Annotated in this window: 13 protein-coding genes; 7 read left to right on the top strand and 6 right to left on the bottom strand. The window is 71.6% G+C overall.

Features of this window, described 5'->3' with window-relative positions:
- Nucleotides 1-18: 18 nt before the first annotated feature.
- Together Vau01_RS27085 and Vau01_RS27090 are read right to left on the bottom strand one after the other, a co-directional pair.
- The gene (locus tag Vau01_RS27085) at nucleotides 19-1,281 is read right to left on the bottom strand and encodes a serine hydrolase domain-containing protein (protein ID WP_373320319.1); all 1,263 of its coding nucleotides are present in this window, start codon (nucleotides 1,279-1,281) and stop codon (nucleotides 19-21) included.
- The gene (locus tag Vau01_RS27090) at nucleotides 1,278-2,174 is read right to left on the bottom strand and encodes a DinB family protein (protein WP_203997864.1); all 897 of its coding nucleotides are present in this window, start codon (nucleotides 2,172-2,174) and stop codon (nucleotides 1,278-1,280) included. Before Vau01_RS27090 ends, Vau01_RS27085 begins: the two co-directional genes overlap by 4 nt.
- 49 nt (nucleotides 2,175-2,223) lie before the next feature.
- Between Vau01_RS27090 and Vau01_RS27095 the strand changes: the two genes are divergently transcribed.
- The 4 genes from Vau01_RS27095 to Vau01_RS27110 all read left to right on the top strand — a co-directional run bounded on the left by Vau01_RS27095 (nucleotide 2,224) and on the right by Vau01_RS27110 (nucleotide 5,992).
- Nucleotides 2,224-3,207, top strand: coding sequence for a helix-turn-helix transcriptional regulator (locus Vau01_RS27095; RefSeq protein WP_203997867.1), 984 nt, complete (start codon nucleotides 2,224-2,226; stop codon nucleotides 3,205-3,207).
- Between the two features lie 5 nt (nucleotides 3,208-3,212).
- Nucleotides 3,213-4,121 carry a cation diffusion facilitator family transporter gene (locus tag Vau01_RS27100; RefSeq protein WP_203997870.1) on the top strand — a complete coding sequence of 303 codons (909 nt, stop codon included), beginning with the start codon at nucleotides 3,213-3,215 and terminating at the stop codon, nucleotides 4,119-4,121.
- Nucleotides 4,122-4,346: 225 nt separating this feature from the next.
- Complete coding sequence (locus Vau01_RS27105) at nucleotides 4,347-4,943, top strand: RNA polymerase sigma factor (protein ID WP_203997873.1); 597 nt, start codon at nucleotides 4,347-4,349, stop codon at nucleotides 4,941-4,943.
- 5 nt (nucleotides 4,944-4,948) lie between these two features.
- Nucleotides 4,949-5,992 carry a CU044_5270 family protein gene (locus Vau01_RS27110; protein WP_239151901.1) on the top strand — a complete coding sequence of 348 codons (1,044 nt, stop codon included), beginning with the start codon at nucleotides 4,949-4,951 and terminating at the stop codon, nucleotides 5,990-5,992.
- Here the strand turns inward: Vau01_RS27110 and Vau01_RS27115 are convergent.
- On the bottom strand, nucleotides 5,989-7,410 hold the full coding sequence (locus Vau01_RS27115) for a pyridoxal phosphate-dependent decarboxylase family protein (RefSeq protein ID WP_203997879.1): 1,422 nt from the start codon (nucleotides 7,408-7,410) through the stop codon (nucleotides 5,989-5,991). The genes Vau01_RS27110 and Vau01_RS27115 overlap by 4 nt on opposite strands.
- A gap of 308 nt (nucleotides 7,411-7,718) precedes the next feature.
- Here Vau01_RS27115 and Vau01_RS27120 point away from each other — a divergent pair, with 308 nt between their 5' ends.
- Together Vau01_RS27120 and Vau01_RS27125 are read left to right on the top strand one after the other, a co-directional pair.
- Nucleotides 7,719-8,198 carry a DUF6328 family protein gene (locus tag Vau01_RS27120; RefSeq protein ID WP_239151872.1) on the top strand — a complete coding sequence of 160 codons (480 nt, stop codon included), beginning with the start codon at nucleotides 7,719-7,721 and terminating at the stop codon, nucleotides 8,196-8,198.
- A gap of 197 nt (nucleotides 8,199-8,395) precedes the next feature.
- A complete protein-coding gene (locus Vau01_RS27125) occupies nucleotides 8,396-9,358 on the top strand; it encodes a TolB-like translocation protein (RefSeq protein WP_203997880.1) in 963 nt (320 codons plus the stop codon).
- 46 nt (nucleotides 9,359-9,404) lie between these two features.
- Here Vau01_RS27125 and Vau01_RS27130 read toward each other — a convergent pair whose 3' ends face one another.
- Together Vau01_RS27130 and pulA are read right to left on the bottom strand one after the other, a co-directional pair.
- Nucleotides 9,405-11,105 (bottom strand): ATP-binding protein, encoded by a 1,701-nt coding sequence (locus tag Vau01_RS27130; protein WP_203997884.1) that lies wholly within the window; start codon nucleotides 11,103-11,105, stop codon nucleotides 9,405-9,407.
- 36 nt (nucleotides 11,106-11,141) lie between these two features.
- Nucleotides 11,142-14,762, bottom strand: coding sequence for a pullulanase-type alpha-1,6-glucosidase (gene pulA / locus Vau01_RS27135; RefSeq protein ID WP_203997887.1), 3,621 nt, complete (start codon nucleotides 14,760-14,762; stop codon nucleotides 11,142-11,144).
- A gap of 121 nt (nucleotides 14,763-14,883) precedes the next feature.
- Here pulA and Vau01_RS27140 point away from each other — a divergent pair, with 121 nt between their 5' ends.
- Nucleotides 14,884-15,984: a mechanosensitive ion channel family protein gene (locus tag Vau01_RS27140; RefSeq protein WP_203997890.1), complete on the top strand. Its 1,101-nt coding sequence runs from the start codon at nucleotides 14,884-14,886 to the stop codon at nucleotides 15,982-15,984.
- Here the strand turns inward: Vau01_RS27140 and Vau01_RS27145 are convergent.
- On the bottom strand, nucleotides 15,981-16,583 hold the full coding sequence (locus tag Vau01_RS27145) for a winged helix DNA-binding protein (protein ID WP_203997893.1): 603 nt from the start codon (nucleotides 16,581-16,583) through the stop codon (nucleotides 15,981-15,983). The two genes, Vau01_RS27140 and Vau01_RS27145, sit on opposite strands and share 4 nt — an antisense overlap.
- Nucleotides 16,584-16,644: the final 61 nt, after the last annotated feature.

Consider the following 16,644-nt stretch of genomic DNA (forward strand, 5'->3'; position numbering starts at 1 on the left):
CTGCAAGGTTACGGGCCGTCAGTCGATCAGGGCCTGATACACGAGCTGGCGCAGCTGCGGTCGCAACGGCCACCGGCTCGACGGCACCAGCTGCGTGAACAGCATCGCGGTGAGCTGCTCCACCGGGTCGACCCAGAACGCCGTGCTCGCCAGCCCGCCCCAGTAGTACTGGCCGACGCTGCTGAGCGTCTTGCTCGGCACCGGGTTCTCGATCACCGCGAAGCCCAGCCCGAACCCGATGCCCTCCATCGTGGTCTCGGCGAACCCGCCGGCCGAGAACGTGTCCAGGTCGGCGCCGCCGGGCAGGTGGTTACGGGTCATGAAACGCAGCGTGTGCGGGCCGAGCAGGCGCACGCCGTCGAGTTCGCCCTCGCGGAGCAGCATCTGGGTGAACCGGTGGTAGTCGGCCGCGGTCGAGATCAGGCCGTGACCGCCGGCCAGCATCGTCGGCGCGGTGAAGGCGTGCGCGCCCAGCTGCGGCATCGGTACGGCCTTGCCGGTCTGCGGATGGGCGCCGTACAGGGTCGCGGCCCGCGGCGTGCTGGCCTCGTCGACCCACCACCGGGTGTCGGTCATTTTCAGGGGACGCAGGATGCGCTCGGCGAAGAACTCATCCAGTGTCTGCCCGCTGATCACCTCGACGAGCCGGCCGAGGACGTCGGTGGAGACGCCGTAGCCCCACTTGGTGCCGGGCTGGAACAGCAGCGGCAGGCGGGCCCATTCGGCGCAGGCGGCGGCGAGGTCGAGGTCGCGCTCCGGTTCGAGGTCGAAGCCGGCGGCCCGGTACAGCCCGTCGACGACCGACTCCTGCAGGAAGCCGTACGTGAGCCCGGACGTGTGGGTCAGCAGGTGCCACACCCGGATCGGCTCGGTGGCCGGCACCGTGACCGGCGCCTGCATCGAGCCCTTGGCATAGACGCGCAGGTCGGCGAACTCGGGCAGCCACCGGCTGATCTCGTCGGTGAGCTCGAAGTGGCCCTCCTCGTAGAGCATCATCGCGGCGACGGAGGTGACCGCCTTCGTCATCGAGTAGATGCGCCACAGGGTGTCGGTCTCGACCGGCGCGCCGCTGGGCAGGTCGCGCACCCCGTACGTCTCCGACAGCGCGACCTGGCCGTACCTGGTGACCACGATGTGCCACCCCGCGAGCCGGCCGTCGTCGACGTATCGGGCGAAATGCGGCCGGATCCGGGCCAGCCGCTTCGCGTCGAAACCGACGTGATCAGAGTCGATCGTCTGCTGCAGGTTTGTCGCCGAGTGAGGCGACGAGGCCAAGGTCACGCGCCGGAGGATACTCCCCGCAGATACGTAGCGACCTCGTCGTGCTTGCGGAAGGCGGCCCAGCCGGCGGCGTCCTGCTCGAACTCGGTGTCCCTGGTCGAGGGGTCGGCGCCGTGCTTGAGGAGCAGTTCGACGATCTCCTGTTCGCCGTGCGCGGCGGCGTAGTGCAGGGCGGTGATGCCGCCCGACGCGGTCACGTCGAACCCGAGGTCGACGAGCATGCGCACCGCGTCCCACCGTTCGCGGGCGGCCATGTCGCTCACCAGCGGGGTCGACCGCAGCGACGGGTCCTCGCCCAACCGCTCCTCGACGGCGGCCCGGTCGCCGCGCTCGGCCGCCGCGAGGATCGGGTCGGTGGCGGCGAGCGCCCGGTACAGGTCCCGCATCGCCGCGATCTCCGACCCGTGGTGGATCAGCTCGTCGAGTTCGTGCAGCACGAACGCGAACCGGGTCTCCTCGGCGTACGGGCCGGCGATCGGGCCCATCGGGGTGAGCAGGCCGGCCGGGTCGGCGGCCTCGACGTTCCGGGTGAACAGGTCGTAGGCGCGTTCGAGGTCCCGTAGCGCCTTTTCCGCCGACGGCGCCGCGCCGTCGCGGCCGAGGGTGCCGACCGGGGTGGCGCCCAGCCAGGTGGCGTTGCGTTCGCCTTCGAGCACGAAGATGACGTGGTCGATGCGCCAGGCGATCGTGGTGAGGGGCGCCGGCTTGACCGGGAGCGGCGACCCGTCGGCCGTCCACCGGCCGTCGTCGCCGGGCCGGATCGACCAGCACCCGGGCGCGGGCTCCCACCGGTACTCCTCGTCGGTGAGTCCGCGCAGCCGGCCGTGCAGCCGCTGGTAGGCGAAGCCGGCGGTCTTCAGCAGGTCCTGCTTGATGATGTCGAGGTCGGTCATGCGGCGACCGTAACGGCTATCGCGGACAGGGTGAGTCCGCATAGGCTGGGTGACCGTGGAAGGTGCCGCGCGGCTGCTCCGGCTGCTCACGCTGCTGCAGTCCCGGCCGCAGTGGCCCGGTGACGAGCTGGCCGGCCGCCTCGGCGTCACCTCTCGAACCCTGCGCCGCGACGTCACCCGCCTGCGCGACCTGGGCTATCCGGTCGACGCCGACCCCGGCGTGGCCGGCGGCTACCGGCTGGGCCGCGGTGGTCGGTTGCCGCCGCTGCTCCTCGACGACGACGAGGCGGTGGCGATCGCGGTCGGGCTCCGGGTCGCGACGGCGACCGCGGTCGAGGGCGTGGAGACCGCGGCGGTCGCCGCGCTGTCGAAACTGGACGGCGTGCTGCCGGCCCGGTTGCGCGACCGGGTCGACGCCGTGCAGACCGGCACGGTGCAGCTACCCGGGCCCGACGTGCCCCGGATCGACACCGACGTGCTGGTGACGCTGGCCCGCGGCTGCCGCAACACGGAGGGGCTGCGGTTCGGCTACACCGACAATCACGGTGCGGTCTCCGCGCGGTGGGTGGAGCCGTTGCGCGTGGTGCACACCGGCCGCCGCTGGTACCTGGTGGCCCGCGACCGCGACCGCGACGCGTGGCGCACGTTCCGGGTCGACCGGATCGTCTCGCCGGCGTTGACGGGGCAGCGCTACACGCTGGTCGACCCGCCCGACCCGGTGGCGCTGGTGTCGGAGGGCACGGCGGTCGCGCCGTACTCGGTCACCGGATCCGTGCTCGTCTACGCCCCGTACGACCGGGTGCGCCGGGTGATCCCGGCCACGTCGGCCGTCGTCTCCCGCGTCGACGACGACACCGCGCTGGTCCGCGTCGCGGCCTGGGACCTGGCGCCGCTGGCCGATTTCGTCCTCCGCATCCCGTTCGACTTCGAGGTGCGGGACCCGCCCGAACTGCGCGACCGCATCGCCGAGATCGCCGCCAGGATCTCGCGGCGGCACCCCGAACGTGTGACAAACGGCGGCCCGGGTACGTAGCCGCTGTGGCCGAAGATCAGGGCATCAAGGCGATCCTCGCGGCGCTGGGCGCCAACATCGGCATCGCGATCAGCAAGTTCGTGGCGTACCTCTTCACCGGTTCGTCGGCGATGCTGGCCGAGGCGGTGCACTCGTTCGCCGACTCCAGCAACCAGGTCCTGCTCCTGATCGGCGGGCGTCGCTCCCGCAAGCCGGCCACCGACGAACACCCCTTCGGCTACGGCCGCTTCCGGTTCCTCTACGCGTTCGTGGTCGCGATCGTGATCTTCCTGGCCGGCGGGGTGTTCGCCCTGTACGAAAGCTGGGAGAAGTTCGCCGATCCGCACCCGCTGGAGGAACCGATCTGGGCCTTCGGCGTCCTCATCGTGTCGATCGGGCTGGAAAGCTTCTCCCTGCGCACCGCCGTGAAGGAGTCCGCGGCCCGTCGCGGTGACCTGTCGTGGCCCCAGTTCGTGCGCCGCACCAAGGCCCCCGAACTGGTCGTGGTGGTGCTGGAGGATCTGGGTGCGCTGGTGGGCCTGGTACTGGCCCTGTGCGGCGTCACCCTGGCGGTCGTCACCGGCGACGGTCGCTGGGACGCGGCCGGCACCCTCGCGATCGGCATCCTGCTGGTGCTGATCGCCGTGATCCTGGCCACCCAGACCAGCAGCCTCCTCATCGGCGAAGCCGCCGACCCGGTGATGACCGAACGCATCGAACGCGCCCTGGCCGGCGAGGACGGCGTGCGCAGCCTCATCCACCTCCGCACCCTCCACCTGGGCCCCGACGAACTCCTGGTGGCGGCGAAGATCGAGGTCGCGGCGGAACACTCCGCCCGCGAGATCATCGAAGCGATCAACGCCGCCGAGGCGAAGATCCGCGCCGCCGTCCCGTACCGCTGCCTGATCTACCTGGAACCCGACCTCCGCCACTAGGTTGCCGGGAACCGGTTCGGGAAGGCCAGCGCCCGTCCTCGCGAGTCGATCTTGCAGTTGTGTCCGCCCTTTCGTCGGAATTCGCCCGCTTTTCGGCGGGCACAACTGCAAGATCGGCCACGTTGGGTCCGCTGTCTCCGCTGATGCGTCGCTGCGGGGCGGGAACTCGTTTTGGGCCAGCGGGCAAGAACGGGTGTAACGACCCGAACGAGAGGCCAGTGACGGATGAGGACATCGACCGGAACCGCAACGGAGGACGATGCGCACGTCATCGAGCGTTCCCGGGACGAGCCCGAGTACTTCGCCCTGCTCTTCCGTCGGCACGCACCCCACCTGCAGCGATACATCACCCGACGGCTCGGGCCGAACGCCGCTGAGGACGTCCTCAACGAGGTCTTCCTGGTGGCGTTCCGGCAACGCGGCTCGTACGACCGCAACCGCCCCGACGCCCGACCCTGGTTGTACGGCATCGCCACCAACCTGATCGGGCGGCACCGGCGCAGCGAGGTCCGCGCGCTCAAGGCGCTCTCGGCCACCGGCGTGGACCCGGTGACCGAGGCGTTCGCCGAGCGTAGCGACGCCCGCGTGGCCGCGGCGTCCGCCGGGCAAGAGCTCGCGGCGGCGCTCGCGGCGTTGAAGGCGCCGTTCCGGGACGCACTGCTGCTGGTGGCGTGGGCCGACCTGACGTACGAGGAGACGGCCGCCGCACTCGGGGTTCCCGTGGGCACGGTGCGGTCGAGGGTGAGCCGGGCTCGAAGCACGATGCGGGCCGCGCTTGGTGGGGTCGACCCCACATCGATCGACGAGGAGCACCACCGGTGAACGAGATGCACACCCTGCAGGCGATGCGGTCCGAGGTGCCACTACCGCCCGACGACGTGACCCGGGCCGCCGAGGCCCGCCTGATGACGGCGATCCGCCGCGAGCCGCCCCGCCACCGGCAGGGCGTAAGAGTGGGGCGGTTCGCCTGGGCCGCCGGGCTCGCCGCGGGCCTGGCCGCCGTGGTGGCCGTCGGCGTCCTCGCGACGCAGAACGGGCCGATACCACCCAAAAATAAGACACCGCAACAGGAAACACCCCTGAAGCTGACGTCGGCGACCCAGGTCCTCGACCTCGCCGCGACCGCCACGACGGACCAGCCCGACCTCAACCCGCGCCCCGACCAGGTCATCGCGATCCGGTCGAACCACATGTACGTCGCCGACGGTCCGGACGGCCGCTACCTCTACCGCACCGACCGCACGCTGTGGTCGCCGGCCGACGGTGTCCGGGACGGCGCCGTGGAGAGCACCTACCTGGATCCCAAGGCGATTCCGGGTCAGCCGATCCCGCCGTCGGCGCGCAGCCAGGTGGGCCGGAAGGAGGCGAGCCTGATCAAGCGCTGCCCCGGCACACCGGACTGGGCCAGAACCGACTTCGCCCACGTCAGCAAGCTGCCGACGACACCGGAGGGGATGCTCGCCGAACTGCGTCGCGTCCCCGCCAACAAGAACCCGCTCGACCAGCGGACCTTCCAGGCGGCCGCCGACCTGGTGCGGGAGGCGTACCTGCCGCCGGCCCAGCGGGCCGCCCTGTACCGGGCCCTGGCGCTGATCCCCGGTCTGGAACTGATCGAGAACGCGCAGGACGCCGCCGGCCGCACCGGTGTCGCGGTCGGCTACCGCGACACCGCCCGCGGTCTGCGCGAGGAGCTGGTCTTCGACCCGGCGACGTTCCAGTACCTCGGCGAGCGGGAGTTCGTCATCGACGCCGCCAAGGCGCAGGCGCCGGTCGGCACCCAGACCGCGTCGACGGCGCTGCTGTCGGCCGAGGTGGTCGACACGGTGCCGGCGGTTCCGGTCGGCCCGAAGGGCCAGGAGACCTGCGGCTAGACAAGCCGCGCGACGAGTGAACGCACCACCGCCACGAACGCGTCGACGTCCGTGGCGGTGGTGCGCCAGTTCACGATCGCCGGCCGCAGTGCCACCTTGCCGTCGTACACCGTTGTTCCGGCGAAGACCCGGCCATCCGCGAGGAGGTCCGCGCCGAGCTTGCGGTTGAGGTCATCAAGATCTTTTTCTGGGACGCCGTGCGGACGCGCGCGGAAGCACACGATGCACAACGGGACGTCGGCCAGCCGCTCCAGGTCGGGTGCCTCGTCGACGAGCCGGGCCAGCCGCTGCGCGAGGTCGAGGTGCCGCTCGACCATCTCCCGGTACCCGGCGCGGCCGTAGGCGGCGAGCGTCGCCCAGATCGGCATCGCCCGGCTGCGCCGCGACGACTCCGGCCCGAACAACCCGTAGCCACCGGCCGGATCCTGGGGTCCCGGCAGGTACGGCGCGCCCGGCATGCCGAACGCCCGGCCCAGCCGCGACGGCTCGCGGATCAGCGCGAACCCGCTCTCGTATGGCACGTTCAGCCACTTGTGGCCGTCGGCGGTGATCGAGTCGGCCCGCTCGATGCCGTCGGTGAGGTGCCTGCTCCGGGGCGAGACCGCGGCGAACAGCCCGAACGCGCCGTCGACGTGCAGCCAGGCGCCGTACCGCCCGGCCAGGTCGGCGAGGTCGGCGAGCGGGTCGAAGTCGCCGGCGTTGACCTCACCGGCGTTCGCGATGATCACCGCCGGCCCGCACCCGGCCAGCCGCCGTTCGAGCGCGGCCAGGTCGACCCGCCCGACGCCGTCGCGCGCGAACACCTCGACCGTGTTCCGCCCGTGACCGAGCATCTGCAGCGCCTTGCGCGAACTGGAGTGCACGTAGCCGCCGGACAGCACCGGCATCCGGGGCAGGCCGACCAGCCCGGTGTCGGCGACGTCGACGCCCTGCCGCTCGCCCCACCAGTGCGTGGCGCACGCCAGCGACGTGAAGTTCGCGAACGTCGCGCTGCCCACCAGGGCGCCGCCCCACCCGTCGGGCAGCCCGACGAGCTGGCGGAGCCAGTCCAGCGCGACGGTCTCGACCTCGTGCGCGAGCGGCGAACTGATCCGCGCGAACGCGTTCTGGTCGAGCAGGGCGGCGGTCCAGTCGGCGGCGAGCGCGGCCGGCGTGGCGCCGCCGGTGACGAAGTGGAAGAACCGCGGCCCGGACGACGCCGTGGCCGCCGCGGTACCGATCCCGAGCAACCGCTCGACGGTCTCCGGCCCGCCCGTGCCCGTCTCGGGCAGCGCCCCGCCCAGCCCGTCGAGCAGCTTGGCGGCGTCGGGATCGACGACGGGACGCGTGGCGAGCGACGCGAGGTACGGCGCCGCGGCGTCGTGCACCAGGGCGAGCGGCTGTGCGGCGGAGTCGAGTTCGTGCAGCGGATCGGCCACTAACGATCTACCCCCTCGGAATACAGACAACCCCCGGGGCTGACCGCGCGAGTGGAATGTCCGCTCGAGCGGGCCGACTGGACTGGCCGGCACCCCGGGGGTCGGGTAGTTGTCTGGACTTACACAAGCCGCCGTGCGGCCCGTACTGCAAAAGTGGGACGGACGGGGGCTAGTGGACAGCCACCTCACGTGTCCAATTAATACTCAACTTTGGACCACCTCCTTTCGCGTGTACGGCCAATTTAGCGCCCGGAGCGATCAGCGACAACGGTGATTAACAGAAGGCGAACTCGGGGTAGAACCGGCGTGTGACCCCTCACGACGACCAGGACATGCGCGACGAGACCCCGATCGAACGCGCCGACCGGAACTACAACGAACTTCTGCAGGAACTGCGGGTCGCGCAGACCGGGATCCAGATCCTGTTCGCCTTCCTGCTGACGATCCCGTTCCAGCAGCGGTTCGCCGAAGAGGTCGGCACCGGCCTCCGCCAGGAGTACCTGGCCACCCTGGGCGTCACGGCGATGGCCACGGCGCTGCTGATCGCGCCGGTCACCATGCACCGCCTGCTGTTCCGGCAGGGGCTCAAGCCGCAACTGGTCACCACGGCCGACTGGCTCGCCAAGGCCGGCCTGGCCTGCCTGGCGGTGGCGGTGCTGCTGGCCGTGTTCCTGATCGTCGCGGTGGTGTCGGCCCAGAGCACCGCGTTCTGGTTCGTCGCCGGCCTCGGGCTGCTGTTCGCGGTCACCTGGCTGATCATCCCGCTGGTCGTCCGCGCGAAGTACTAGCGCCCGGGACGATCAGGGGACGCTCATCGGACGAAAGGCTGAAAAGCCTCCAAATCACGCAAACAACCACCAGTCGGCGACGAGGATTCCCCGGGAAGTTGCCGAGAGGTTTGCTTCAGGTCGCCGACGGGTGCGCCGAAGCTCTGGGCGAGGCAAGCAGGACGGTTGCGAGCCGGTCGCACGTAAGGGGAAACGCGATGTTCAGGAACCTCCGCATCACGGTCATCGCCGCCGCCGGGATCTTCGCCGGTGGCACCGCACTCCTGGTCGGTGCGCCGGCGCAGGCCGCGACGACCACCCCCACCCTGGCCAAGTCGGTCGCCTACGCCCGCGACGGCGCGATCTACACCAGCAAGGGCGCCGGCGAGACCAAGCTGACCGCCACCGCCGGCAACAGCCGCCCGCGCTGGTCGACCGACGGCCGCACGCTCGCCTACCTGCACGCCGGCGAACTGTGGCAGATGAACGCCGACGGCACCGCCCAGCACAAGGTGACCGAGGGCAAGGCGGCCGGTGCGGCCTTCTCCCCGGACGGCCAGTGGATCGCCTACTCGGCGCCGGACTGCCTCGGCGGCTCGGGCGTGTACCGGATCCGCGCGGCCGCGCCGCACGGCGTCCCCGAGGTTCTTTTCCCGGCCGCGTGCCGCGAGCAGGCCCTGCCGGCGCCGACCGCGCCGACCGCCGCTGACGCTGCCGGCCAGGCCGCCTCGCTGACCGACCGCCTCCGCACCGACGACGCGATCGCCTGGTCGCCCGACGGCAAGCGCATCGCGTTCAGCGGCGGCGACTGCGAGAGCATCTTCGACGACTGCCTGAGCATCGGCAACATCGAGACCGGCATGGAGCGCACGATGGCCGGCTTCGGCGGCGGCGGCTCGGAGGACGGCTTCGCGGTGGTGCCGGCCTACCGCCCCGACGGCGCGAAGGTCGCCTGGACCACGTTCGACGGCACCGCGATGACCATCACCGAGGCGGCCGCCGACGGTAGCGGCCGGCGCCAGGTCGGCACCAGCAACGACCGCGAGCTTGCCTACGTCGACGCCGACCGCGCGCTGGTGACCGCGAAGTACCAGGGCCACTCGTGGGTCACGCTGGTCGACCTGAACACCGGCACCCGGGTTCCGTTCCAGGCCGGCTCGCAGGCGAGTGTCCAGCCGTAAGTTCGGAAAAATGCAAGGGGACCCGCGAGCGGGTCCCCTTTCCGCATCAGGTCGACGCCGGCAGGTGGATCCGGAACGTCGAGCCCCGGCCCAGTTTCGAGCAGACCGAGATGGTGCCGCCGTGCTCCTCGACGATCCGGCGCGCGATCGTCAGGCCCAGCCCGGCGCCCTGCACCGCGGCCCGGGTCGCCTGGGTCGTCCGGAAGAACCGGTCGAACAGGCGCGGCAGGTCCTCCGCCTCGATGCCGACCCCCTCGTCGACCACCGCCAGTTCCACCTCGCCGTCCGTGCGCCGGCCGAGCACCCGGATCGCGGCGCCGTCGGGGCTGAACTTCACCGCGTTGGTCAGCAGCGCGCGGGCGGCCCGTTCCAGGTGGGCGGCGTCGGCGAGCACCGGGCCGAGGTCGGGGTCCAGCCCCACCTCGATTCGTTGCGACCGGGCGTCGGCCAGCCCGGTCACGGCCGTCACCGCCCGGTTCACCAGCCCGGGCAGCGGGGTCGACTCGAGCTCGAGGTGCAGGTTGCCGGCGTCCATCTGGTTGACCAGCAGCAGGTCCTCGATCAGCGCGCGGAGCCGGCCGGCGTTGCGGGCCATCGTCTGGAGCATCCGCTGCTGGTGCTCCGGCACCGGCCCGGCGTCGCCGTCGAGCATCAGTTCGAGGTAGCCGCTCATGCTCGTCAACGGCGTGCGGAGCTCGTGCGAGACGGTCGCCACGAAGTCGTCCTTCGCCTGGTCGAGCTTCTTCAGCCGGGCGGCGTTCGCGCGTTCCCGCTGCAGCGCCTCCTGCAACGCCTCCTCGCCCCGCTTGCGGTCGCGGATGTCGTGCAGGAACGCGTTGAACCGCCAGGAGTCGCCGTCCCGCCGGGCCCAGATCGCGAGGTCGACCGGGAACTCACCGGTGTCGGGCCGCCACGCCGTGATCTCGATGCGTCGGCCGATCACCGTCTGGACGCCGGTGGCGAGAAACCGGGCGATGCCGCTGCGGTGCGCGTCGCGCAGGTGCGGCGGCACGATCGTCTCGGCCAGTGACTGCCCGAGGGCCAGGTCGCGGGGGATGCCGAACATCTGCTCGGCGGCGGCGTTCCAGGCCTGGATCATGCCGTCGGCGTCCATCTCGACGAACGCCTCGGCCGACGTCTCGATGATCTCCTCCAGGCGCCGGGCGGCCGTCTCGACCTCCCGCTGCGCGGAGACCCGGTCGGCGACCCGGCCGAGCTGGGTGCCGATCGTGCCCAGCGCCCGCAACAGGTCCTCCTGCGGTTCCAACGGCACCCGGCTGAAGAACTCCAGCACCGCGATCACCCCGGCCCGGCCGATCACCGGCAGTGCCATCGCCGAGACGATCCCGAGGTTCGTGCCGTCGTCGGCGCGGATGAAACCGGGGTCGGACACCACGTCGACCGACCACACCGGCGCGCCGGTCGCCGCGACGGTGCCGGGCAGGCCGACCCCGCGCGGGAACCGGAGCGGGTCGGTGACCCGGCGCAGCGGGCCGTAGTCGGCCGCACCCGCGTCGGGCAGCGCCCAGACGCCGCTGGACACGAGCACCGTCGGATCGTCGGCATCGGGAACGCACAGGTGACCCGCCGGCCACTCGGTGAACCGGCAGACCGCGTGCAACGCGACGCTACCGGCCTCCTCGACGGAGTCGGCCTCGTTCGCCGCGCGGGCGACCTCTTCGAGCAGCATCAGCAGCGCCGAACCGGAAGGGCCGGCGTGCAGCACCGCGGTCTGTGCGTCCGTCATCGCCCTTCCAGGGTGACGGCGAAACGGCGGGGACGCTCAGGTTTGCACGAATACCGCAACCGTTCTCGCCGGCACCGTGAACGTGCCGGCGTCGAACGTCGCCCGGCGGGCCACCGCGTCGGCGCCCTTCGCCTGCACGGGGTGCAGCGCGATCCGGGCGCCCGCCAGCGCGTCGACCCGTTGCGTCTGCCGCTGCGGCGTCGCGTTGAACACCACCACGATGCTCTTCCACCGCCGGTCGACGCCGCGCGCGTCGAGCGTCATCGTGATGACGCCCGGCGTGGCCGACGGCCCGGCGAGCGGGAACGCCAGCCGGCGCTGCACCTCCTCGGCGGTCGGCAACGCGAACACCGGCGACGACCACCGCACCGCCAGCAGGTCGGCGTAGCGCTCGCCGCTCGCGGCGATCTCGCCGCAGTCGGGCACCAACGCGGGATCGGCGAGCAGCGGACGCGCGTACGGCCACTTGTCGGCGTTGTCGGCCGCCGGTGGCAGGCCGTGCCCGAACCCGTTGCCGCTGCGGCAGTTCCACCGGATCGCGTTGAACCAGTCACCGGAGTTGTAGGAGTTACGGTCGAGCGACTTCGACCGCAGCAGGTCGGACCCGGCGGCGACGAACCCGGTGCCCTGCCCGAGCACGGTGGTCGCCAGCGACAGCGTCTGCATGCGCGACCGGTCGGCCGCGGCGGTGCTCTGCGGCAGCTTGAACGCCAGCGCGTCGTACAGGATCTCGTTGTCGTGCGCGTCGACGTAGGTCACCGCCTCGGCCGGCGCGGCCGTGTACCCGGCCGGCGAGCCGTTGTAGTCGACCTGCTCACCCGTGACGGTGCGCCCGTCGGACGCGGTGAACGTGTACGAGCGCAGGTTTCCGGCCAGCCCCAACTGCACCACGTCGTGGTAGTGCAGGAGGCGCTCGCGCTGGTAGTCGAGGGAGCCGTTCACCGGGTCGCCGTTCGGGTCGGTGTAGAGGCCCGATCCGAAGCCCTGCAGGCGCGGGTTGGGGTCGAACGGGCCGCCGCCGCGCACCGCGTCGCGCAGCCGGTCGGAGAACGTGGCGATGCCGGTGCCGGCCATGTTCCGCTGGGTCGCCTGCTCGAACCGCTGGTTCCCGGACACCTCGCCGAAGTCCCAGCCCTCGCCGTACAACAGGATCCGCTTGCCGTCGACGCCGTCGCGCTGGACCGTCAGTTCGTCGAGGGCCTTGCGGACGGCGAGCAGGTTCGCCTTCGGGTGGTGACCCATGAGGTCGAACCGGAAACCGTCCACTTTGTACTGTCGGGCCCACAGCACCACCGAGTCGACGACGAGCTTGCCCATCATCATGTTCTCGGGCGCGGTGTTGGCGCAGCAGGTGGAGTTCGCGACGGTGCCGTCGTCGAGCAGCCGTTGGTAGTAGCCGGGCACGATCTGGTCGAGCACCGAGTACCGATGTGTGCCCGCCGCGGGCGTGTGGTTGTAGACGACGTCGACCACCACCCGGAGTCCCGCGTGGTTGATCCCGGCGACGGCCTGCCGCAGTTCCCGGGTGCGGGCCGGCCCGTCCGGGTTCGTGGCGTACGAACCCTCCGGAACGTTGTAGTGAAACGGGTCGTAGCCCCAGTTGTAACCGTCGGTGTCCCGCACCTGTTCGACACACGCCTGCTGTTCCGCGGAGTCCGGCGGAAGGGCCGCGAGGTCGCACGGTGGTTGCGCCTGGTCGGCGCGGCGCTCGGGAATCGTCGCGATGTCGAAGACGGGCAACAGATGGACGTAGTTGGCGCCCGCCCGGGCGAGGCTCCGCAGATGCCGCATCCCCGTGCCGTCGCGGTCGGCGAACGCCAGATACGTGCCCCGGTGCTCGGCCGGCACCGACTCGTCGGCGATCGAGAAGTCGCGGACGTGCACCTCCTGGATCTGCGGCCGGGCCGGCAGCGCGGGCTTGCGCAGCCCCCGCCAGTCCGGCGGGGCGAGGGCCGGATCGTTGAGGTCGACCAGTTGGCTGTGCGTCGAGTTGGCCGACAGCGCCACCGAGTACGGGTCGGTGACGCTCGCGGTGACGACCGCCTGCGCGGCCGGCTGCCACGCCGTCACCCGGAACCGGTAGTACCTGCCGCTCCACGCCCGCTCGCCGGTGGTCTTCCAGACGCCGGTGGCGTCGTCGCGGCGCATCTGCTTCACGGCGGCGACCGACGTGGGCGTGTCGAACAGTTCCAGTTCCACGGTGCGCGCGGTCGGCGCCCAGACGGCGAGCGACGGCCGTCCACTGTGGAACTGCGGGCCGAGCCGCTCGGCGGCGGCCCGCCGGTAGACGTCGTCGAGCGCGCCGGGGATCTGCACGCCGGTGGCGAGCGTCAGCCGGTCTGCCTGGTACTCGGCGAACACCGGTTGCGAGCGGAGCGCCTCGACCACGCGGTCGCGGTCGGCGGGGTCGACGCTGAACGCGGTGTACGCCCACAGGTGCGGGTACTTCTGCCGCTGCGCCTCGGTGAGCGCGCCGGCCGGCTGCAGCCGCAGCGCGGCGCCACCGACCAGCTGACCGTCCACAATGGACATCCCGCCGGCCGGGTCGTACCGCAGCTCGTACCGCCGGCCCTCGGTCTGGTCGGCCCGGACCGCGATGGTGTCGCGGTCGATCCAGACCGCACGCTGCCGCGTGATGTCGGTGTCCGGTGCGCCTTCGAGCGACATGGGTAGCAGGTACCTCGGTTCGCCGGAGAGGATCCACACCTCGGAGCCGATCCCGGCAAGATCGAGGAACTGGTCGTCGGGAAGGTCCTTGGTGTCGCCTTTGTGGAGTATGTACGCCAGAGTGGTTGCGCCGCTGGCCAACGGTACCCGGAACACCGCTCCGAAGGGGTCGATCCGCTCCGGGAGCAGCGGTGCCGCCCAGCTGGTGGGAGTGGCCGCGCCGTCCCAGACGTGCAGGCCCCACCCGGTGTAGTCGCCGTCGGCGCGCCGGTAGTGCAGCACGGCGGTGTGTTCGGCCGCGGCCGCCGAGCGGTGCACGGTCGCGTCGCCCGGGTTTATCCACGCCTCGCCCTGCGTGGCCGGGGTCAGCGTCAGGTCGTTCACCGGATCCTTCGTGTCTCCACTGTGGACGATGACTTTGAACGGCTGGTCCACCCGGCCGACCGGCACGTTCCAGCGGGCGCCGAACGCGTCGCCGCCGTCGGGTGGGCGGGGCGCCGCCCAGTCGGTGCGCGCCTCCGGCGCCACGCCGTCACCCCAGAGGTGCAGCCCCCAGCCGGGCTGGCTGCGTCCATAGTGGACGGTGACGGTGCCGGTCGCGGCTGCGCGCGAGGAGTGCGCGTCGTCGTCGCCCTGCTTGAGCCAGACCTCGGCGGACCGGGACGGATCGACGGAGACCGAGATGTCCTCGACCCCGCCGGGCCCGACCACGCTCAGCTCGACGACCCCGGTGGCGGTGACCCAGGCGAACCGGCCGTACGTGTCCTCGCCCGCGAACGGGTACGTGGCTTCGCCCACCTGGAGCTGCCAGCCCGTGTAGTCGCCGGCCGGGCGCTGGTAGTGCGCCACGAGGTACCCGCCGGCCGCCGTCGCGCGTGGCGCGGCCGTCGCCGGCGTACCGCCCAGTAACAGGGACAGGGCGGCGAGCAGGATGCCGACACCGCGGACCCATCGCGTCCGAACCGGAAAGGCTGGCAGACTGTGCGGCATGGCGGCGCCTCCCGAGTGGGGATCCGTTGGCGCAACCTATCGGCGTTTGTCACTCGATCACAAGCTGAGTCATTACTCACCCTGTCTGGTGGCGGCAACCTTCACCGGGTAGTGAGGAACGATGTCCGACGCACTCCTCCCGATCGGCGTGGGCCTGGGCATCCTGGTCGCCGGTTTCGCGGTGCTGTGGGTCCTGCACCTGCTGCTGGCCCGGATCGCCCGGCGCAGCCCGGTTGCCGCCGCGATCTCGCGGCACGGCCGCAAGCCCGCCCACCTCGGTGTCGTCCTGCTCGCCTGCCACGCCACCCTGAACGGGCTGCCGGCGGCCGACTGGCACGAGGGCGCGAGACACGTCCTCTACCTCGCCGACATCGCCGTGCTCGCCTGGGGCGCCATCGCCGCCCTCATGATCACCATGGACCTGGCGCTGTCGCACTTCCGCACCGACGTGCGCGACAATCGCCACGCCCGCCGTGTCCACACCCAGATCAGCGTGATCCGGCGGTTCGGCATGGCCGTGTTCGCGGTGGTGGCGGTGGGCGCCATGCTGCTCACGTTCCCCGCGTTCCGCGCCGCCGGTGCCAGCTTGCTCGCCTCGGCCGGCATCGCCGGTGTGATCGCCGGCCTGGCCGCGCAGAGCCTGTTGAGCAACGTGATCGCCGGCATGCAGATCGTGTTCAGCGAGGCCCTGCACCTCGACGACGTGGTCGTCGTGGAGGGCGAGTGGGGCCGCATCGAGGAGATCACGCTCACCTACGTGGTGGTCCGGATCTGGGACGATCGCCGGCTGGTGCTGCCCACGTCCTACTTCCTGACCACCCCGTTCGAGAACTGGACCCGCACCGAGGCCGCCGTGATCGGCGCCGTCGAGCTGGACCTCGACTGGTCGGTGCCGGTCGAGTCGCTACGCTCCGAGCTGGAACTGGCCGTGAAGGAGAACGAACGCTGGGACGGCCGCACCTGCACGCTGCAGGTCACCGGCGCAACCGGCTCGTTCGTGCGGATCCGCGCCCTGGTCAGCGCCCACGACGCCCCGACGCTGTGGGACCTCCGCTGCGACGTCCGCGAACGCCTCGTCGAGTGGATCAGGCTGGAACACCCGACGGCCCTGCCGCGGCTCCGCGCCGAGGTGGCCGCCCCGGAACCCCTGCGGCTGGAGGCCCCACGGGCCCGCGACGAACGCCTGAGCTCCGGCGGCGGCCCCGACGCCGAGTCCGACTAGTTCGCGGGGGGACTCTGCTCGGGGCACCTCAGGCGCAGCTCGCGGTAGCCGAAGGCGGCGTCGACGTAGTGGCAGTGGTGCGGGAGGTTCGTGCCCGGGTGGGCGTAGCCGTCGAAGAAGCGGCAGGTCAGGCAGATCCGCGTCACCGGGATGCGGCCGGCCCGCTGCAGGGCGGCGATCTGGTCGGTCACCAGGTTGAGGACCTTCTCCTGCGCGGCCTCGTCGAGGTTCTCCACCTCGCCCAGCAGGGCGTCGGCCCAGTTCGCGAGCTCGGGGACGGCGGCCCGGCCCTTCGTGGTCAGGATCACCCGTACCTCGTCCGGGGCGTAGGACGGGCTCGGGCGCATCTGCACCAGGCCCTCCCGGGCGAGGGCGCCGCTGGTGGACACCGCGGTGCGCACGGTCATGCCGAGCAGGCTGGCCAGTTCGGTGAGGCGGTAGGTCTCCGCACGGCGGGCCAGGAGCAACAGCATCTGCTGCTGGGCGACGGTGCGCTCGATCTTCGGTTCCTCGCCCGGCGCCACGGTGTCGGTCTGCGCCGTGACCGCGACGCGGACCAGTCCGGCGGCGAGCCGGTTGGTGAGGGAGTCGGCGTCCACGGTTCACCCCCGGCGATTTTGCGTTGAGTGATCAACTAACTGCGAACTGTTGAAACGTCCG

This window comes from Virgisporangium aurantiacum (assembly GCF_016863635.1).
GTDB classification, from domain to species: domain Bacteria; phylum Actinomycetota; class Actinomycetes; order Mycobacteriales; family Micromonosporaceae; genus Virgisporangium; species Virgisporangium aurantiacum.

What these genes read in the sequence shown, in the direction of transcription:
- Vau01_RS27090 (WP_203997864.1), bottom strand. Translation starts at nt 2,174, where the DNA reads ATGACCGACCTCGACATCATCAAGCAGGACCTGCTGAAGACCGCCGGC.
- Vau01_RS27105 (WP_203997873.1), top strand. Translation starts at nt 4,347, where the DNA reads ATGAGGACATCGACCGGAACCGCAACGGAGGACGATGCGCACGTCATC.
- Vau01_RS27125 (WP_203997880.1), top strand. Translation starts at nt 8,396, where the DNA reads ATGTTCAGGAACCTCCGCATCACGGTCATCGCCGCCGCCGGGATCTTC.
- Vau01_RS27130 (WP_203997884.1), bottom strand. Translation starts at nt 11,105, where the DNA reads ATGACGGACGCACAGACCGCGGTGCTGCACGCCGGCCCTTCCGGTTCG.
- pulA (WP_203997887.1), bottom strand. Translation starts at nt 14,762, where the DNA reads ATGCCGCACAGTCTGCCAGCCTTTCCGGTTCGGACGCGATGGGTCCGC.
- Vau01_RS27110 (WP_239151901.1), top strand. Translation starts at nt 4,949, where the DNA reads ATGCACACCCTGCAGGCGATGCGGTCCGAGGTGCCACTACCGCCCGAC.
- Vau01_RS27140 (WP_203997890.1), top strand. Translation starts at nt 14,884, where the DNA reads ATGTCCGACGCACTCCTCCCGATCGGCGTGGGCCTGGGCATCCTGGTC.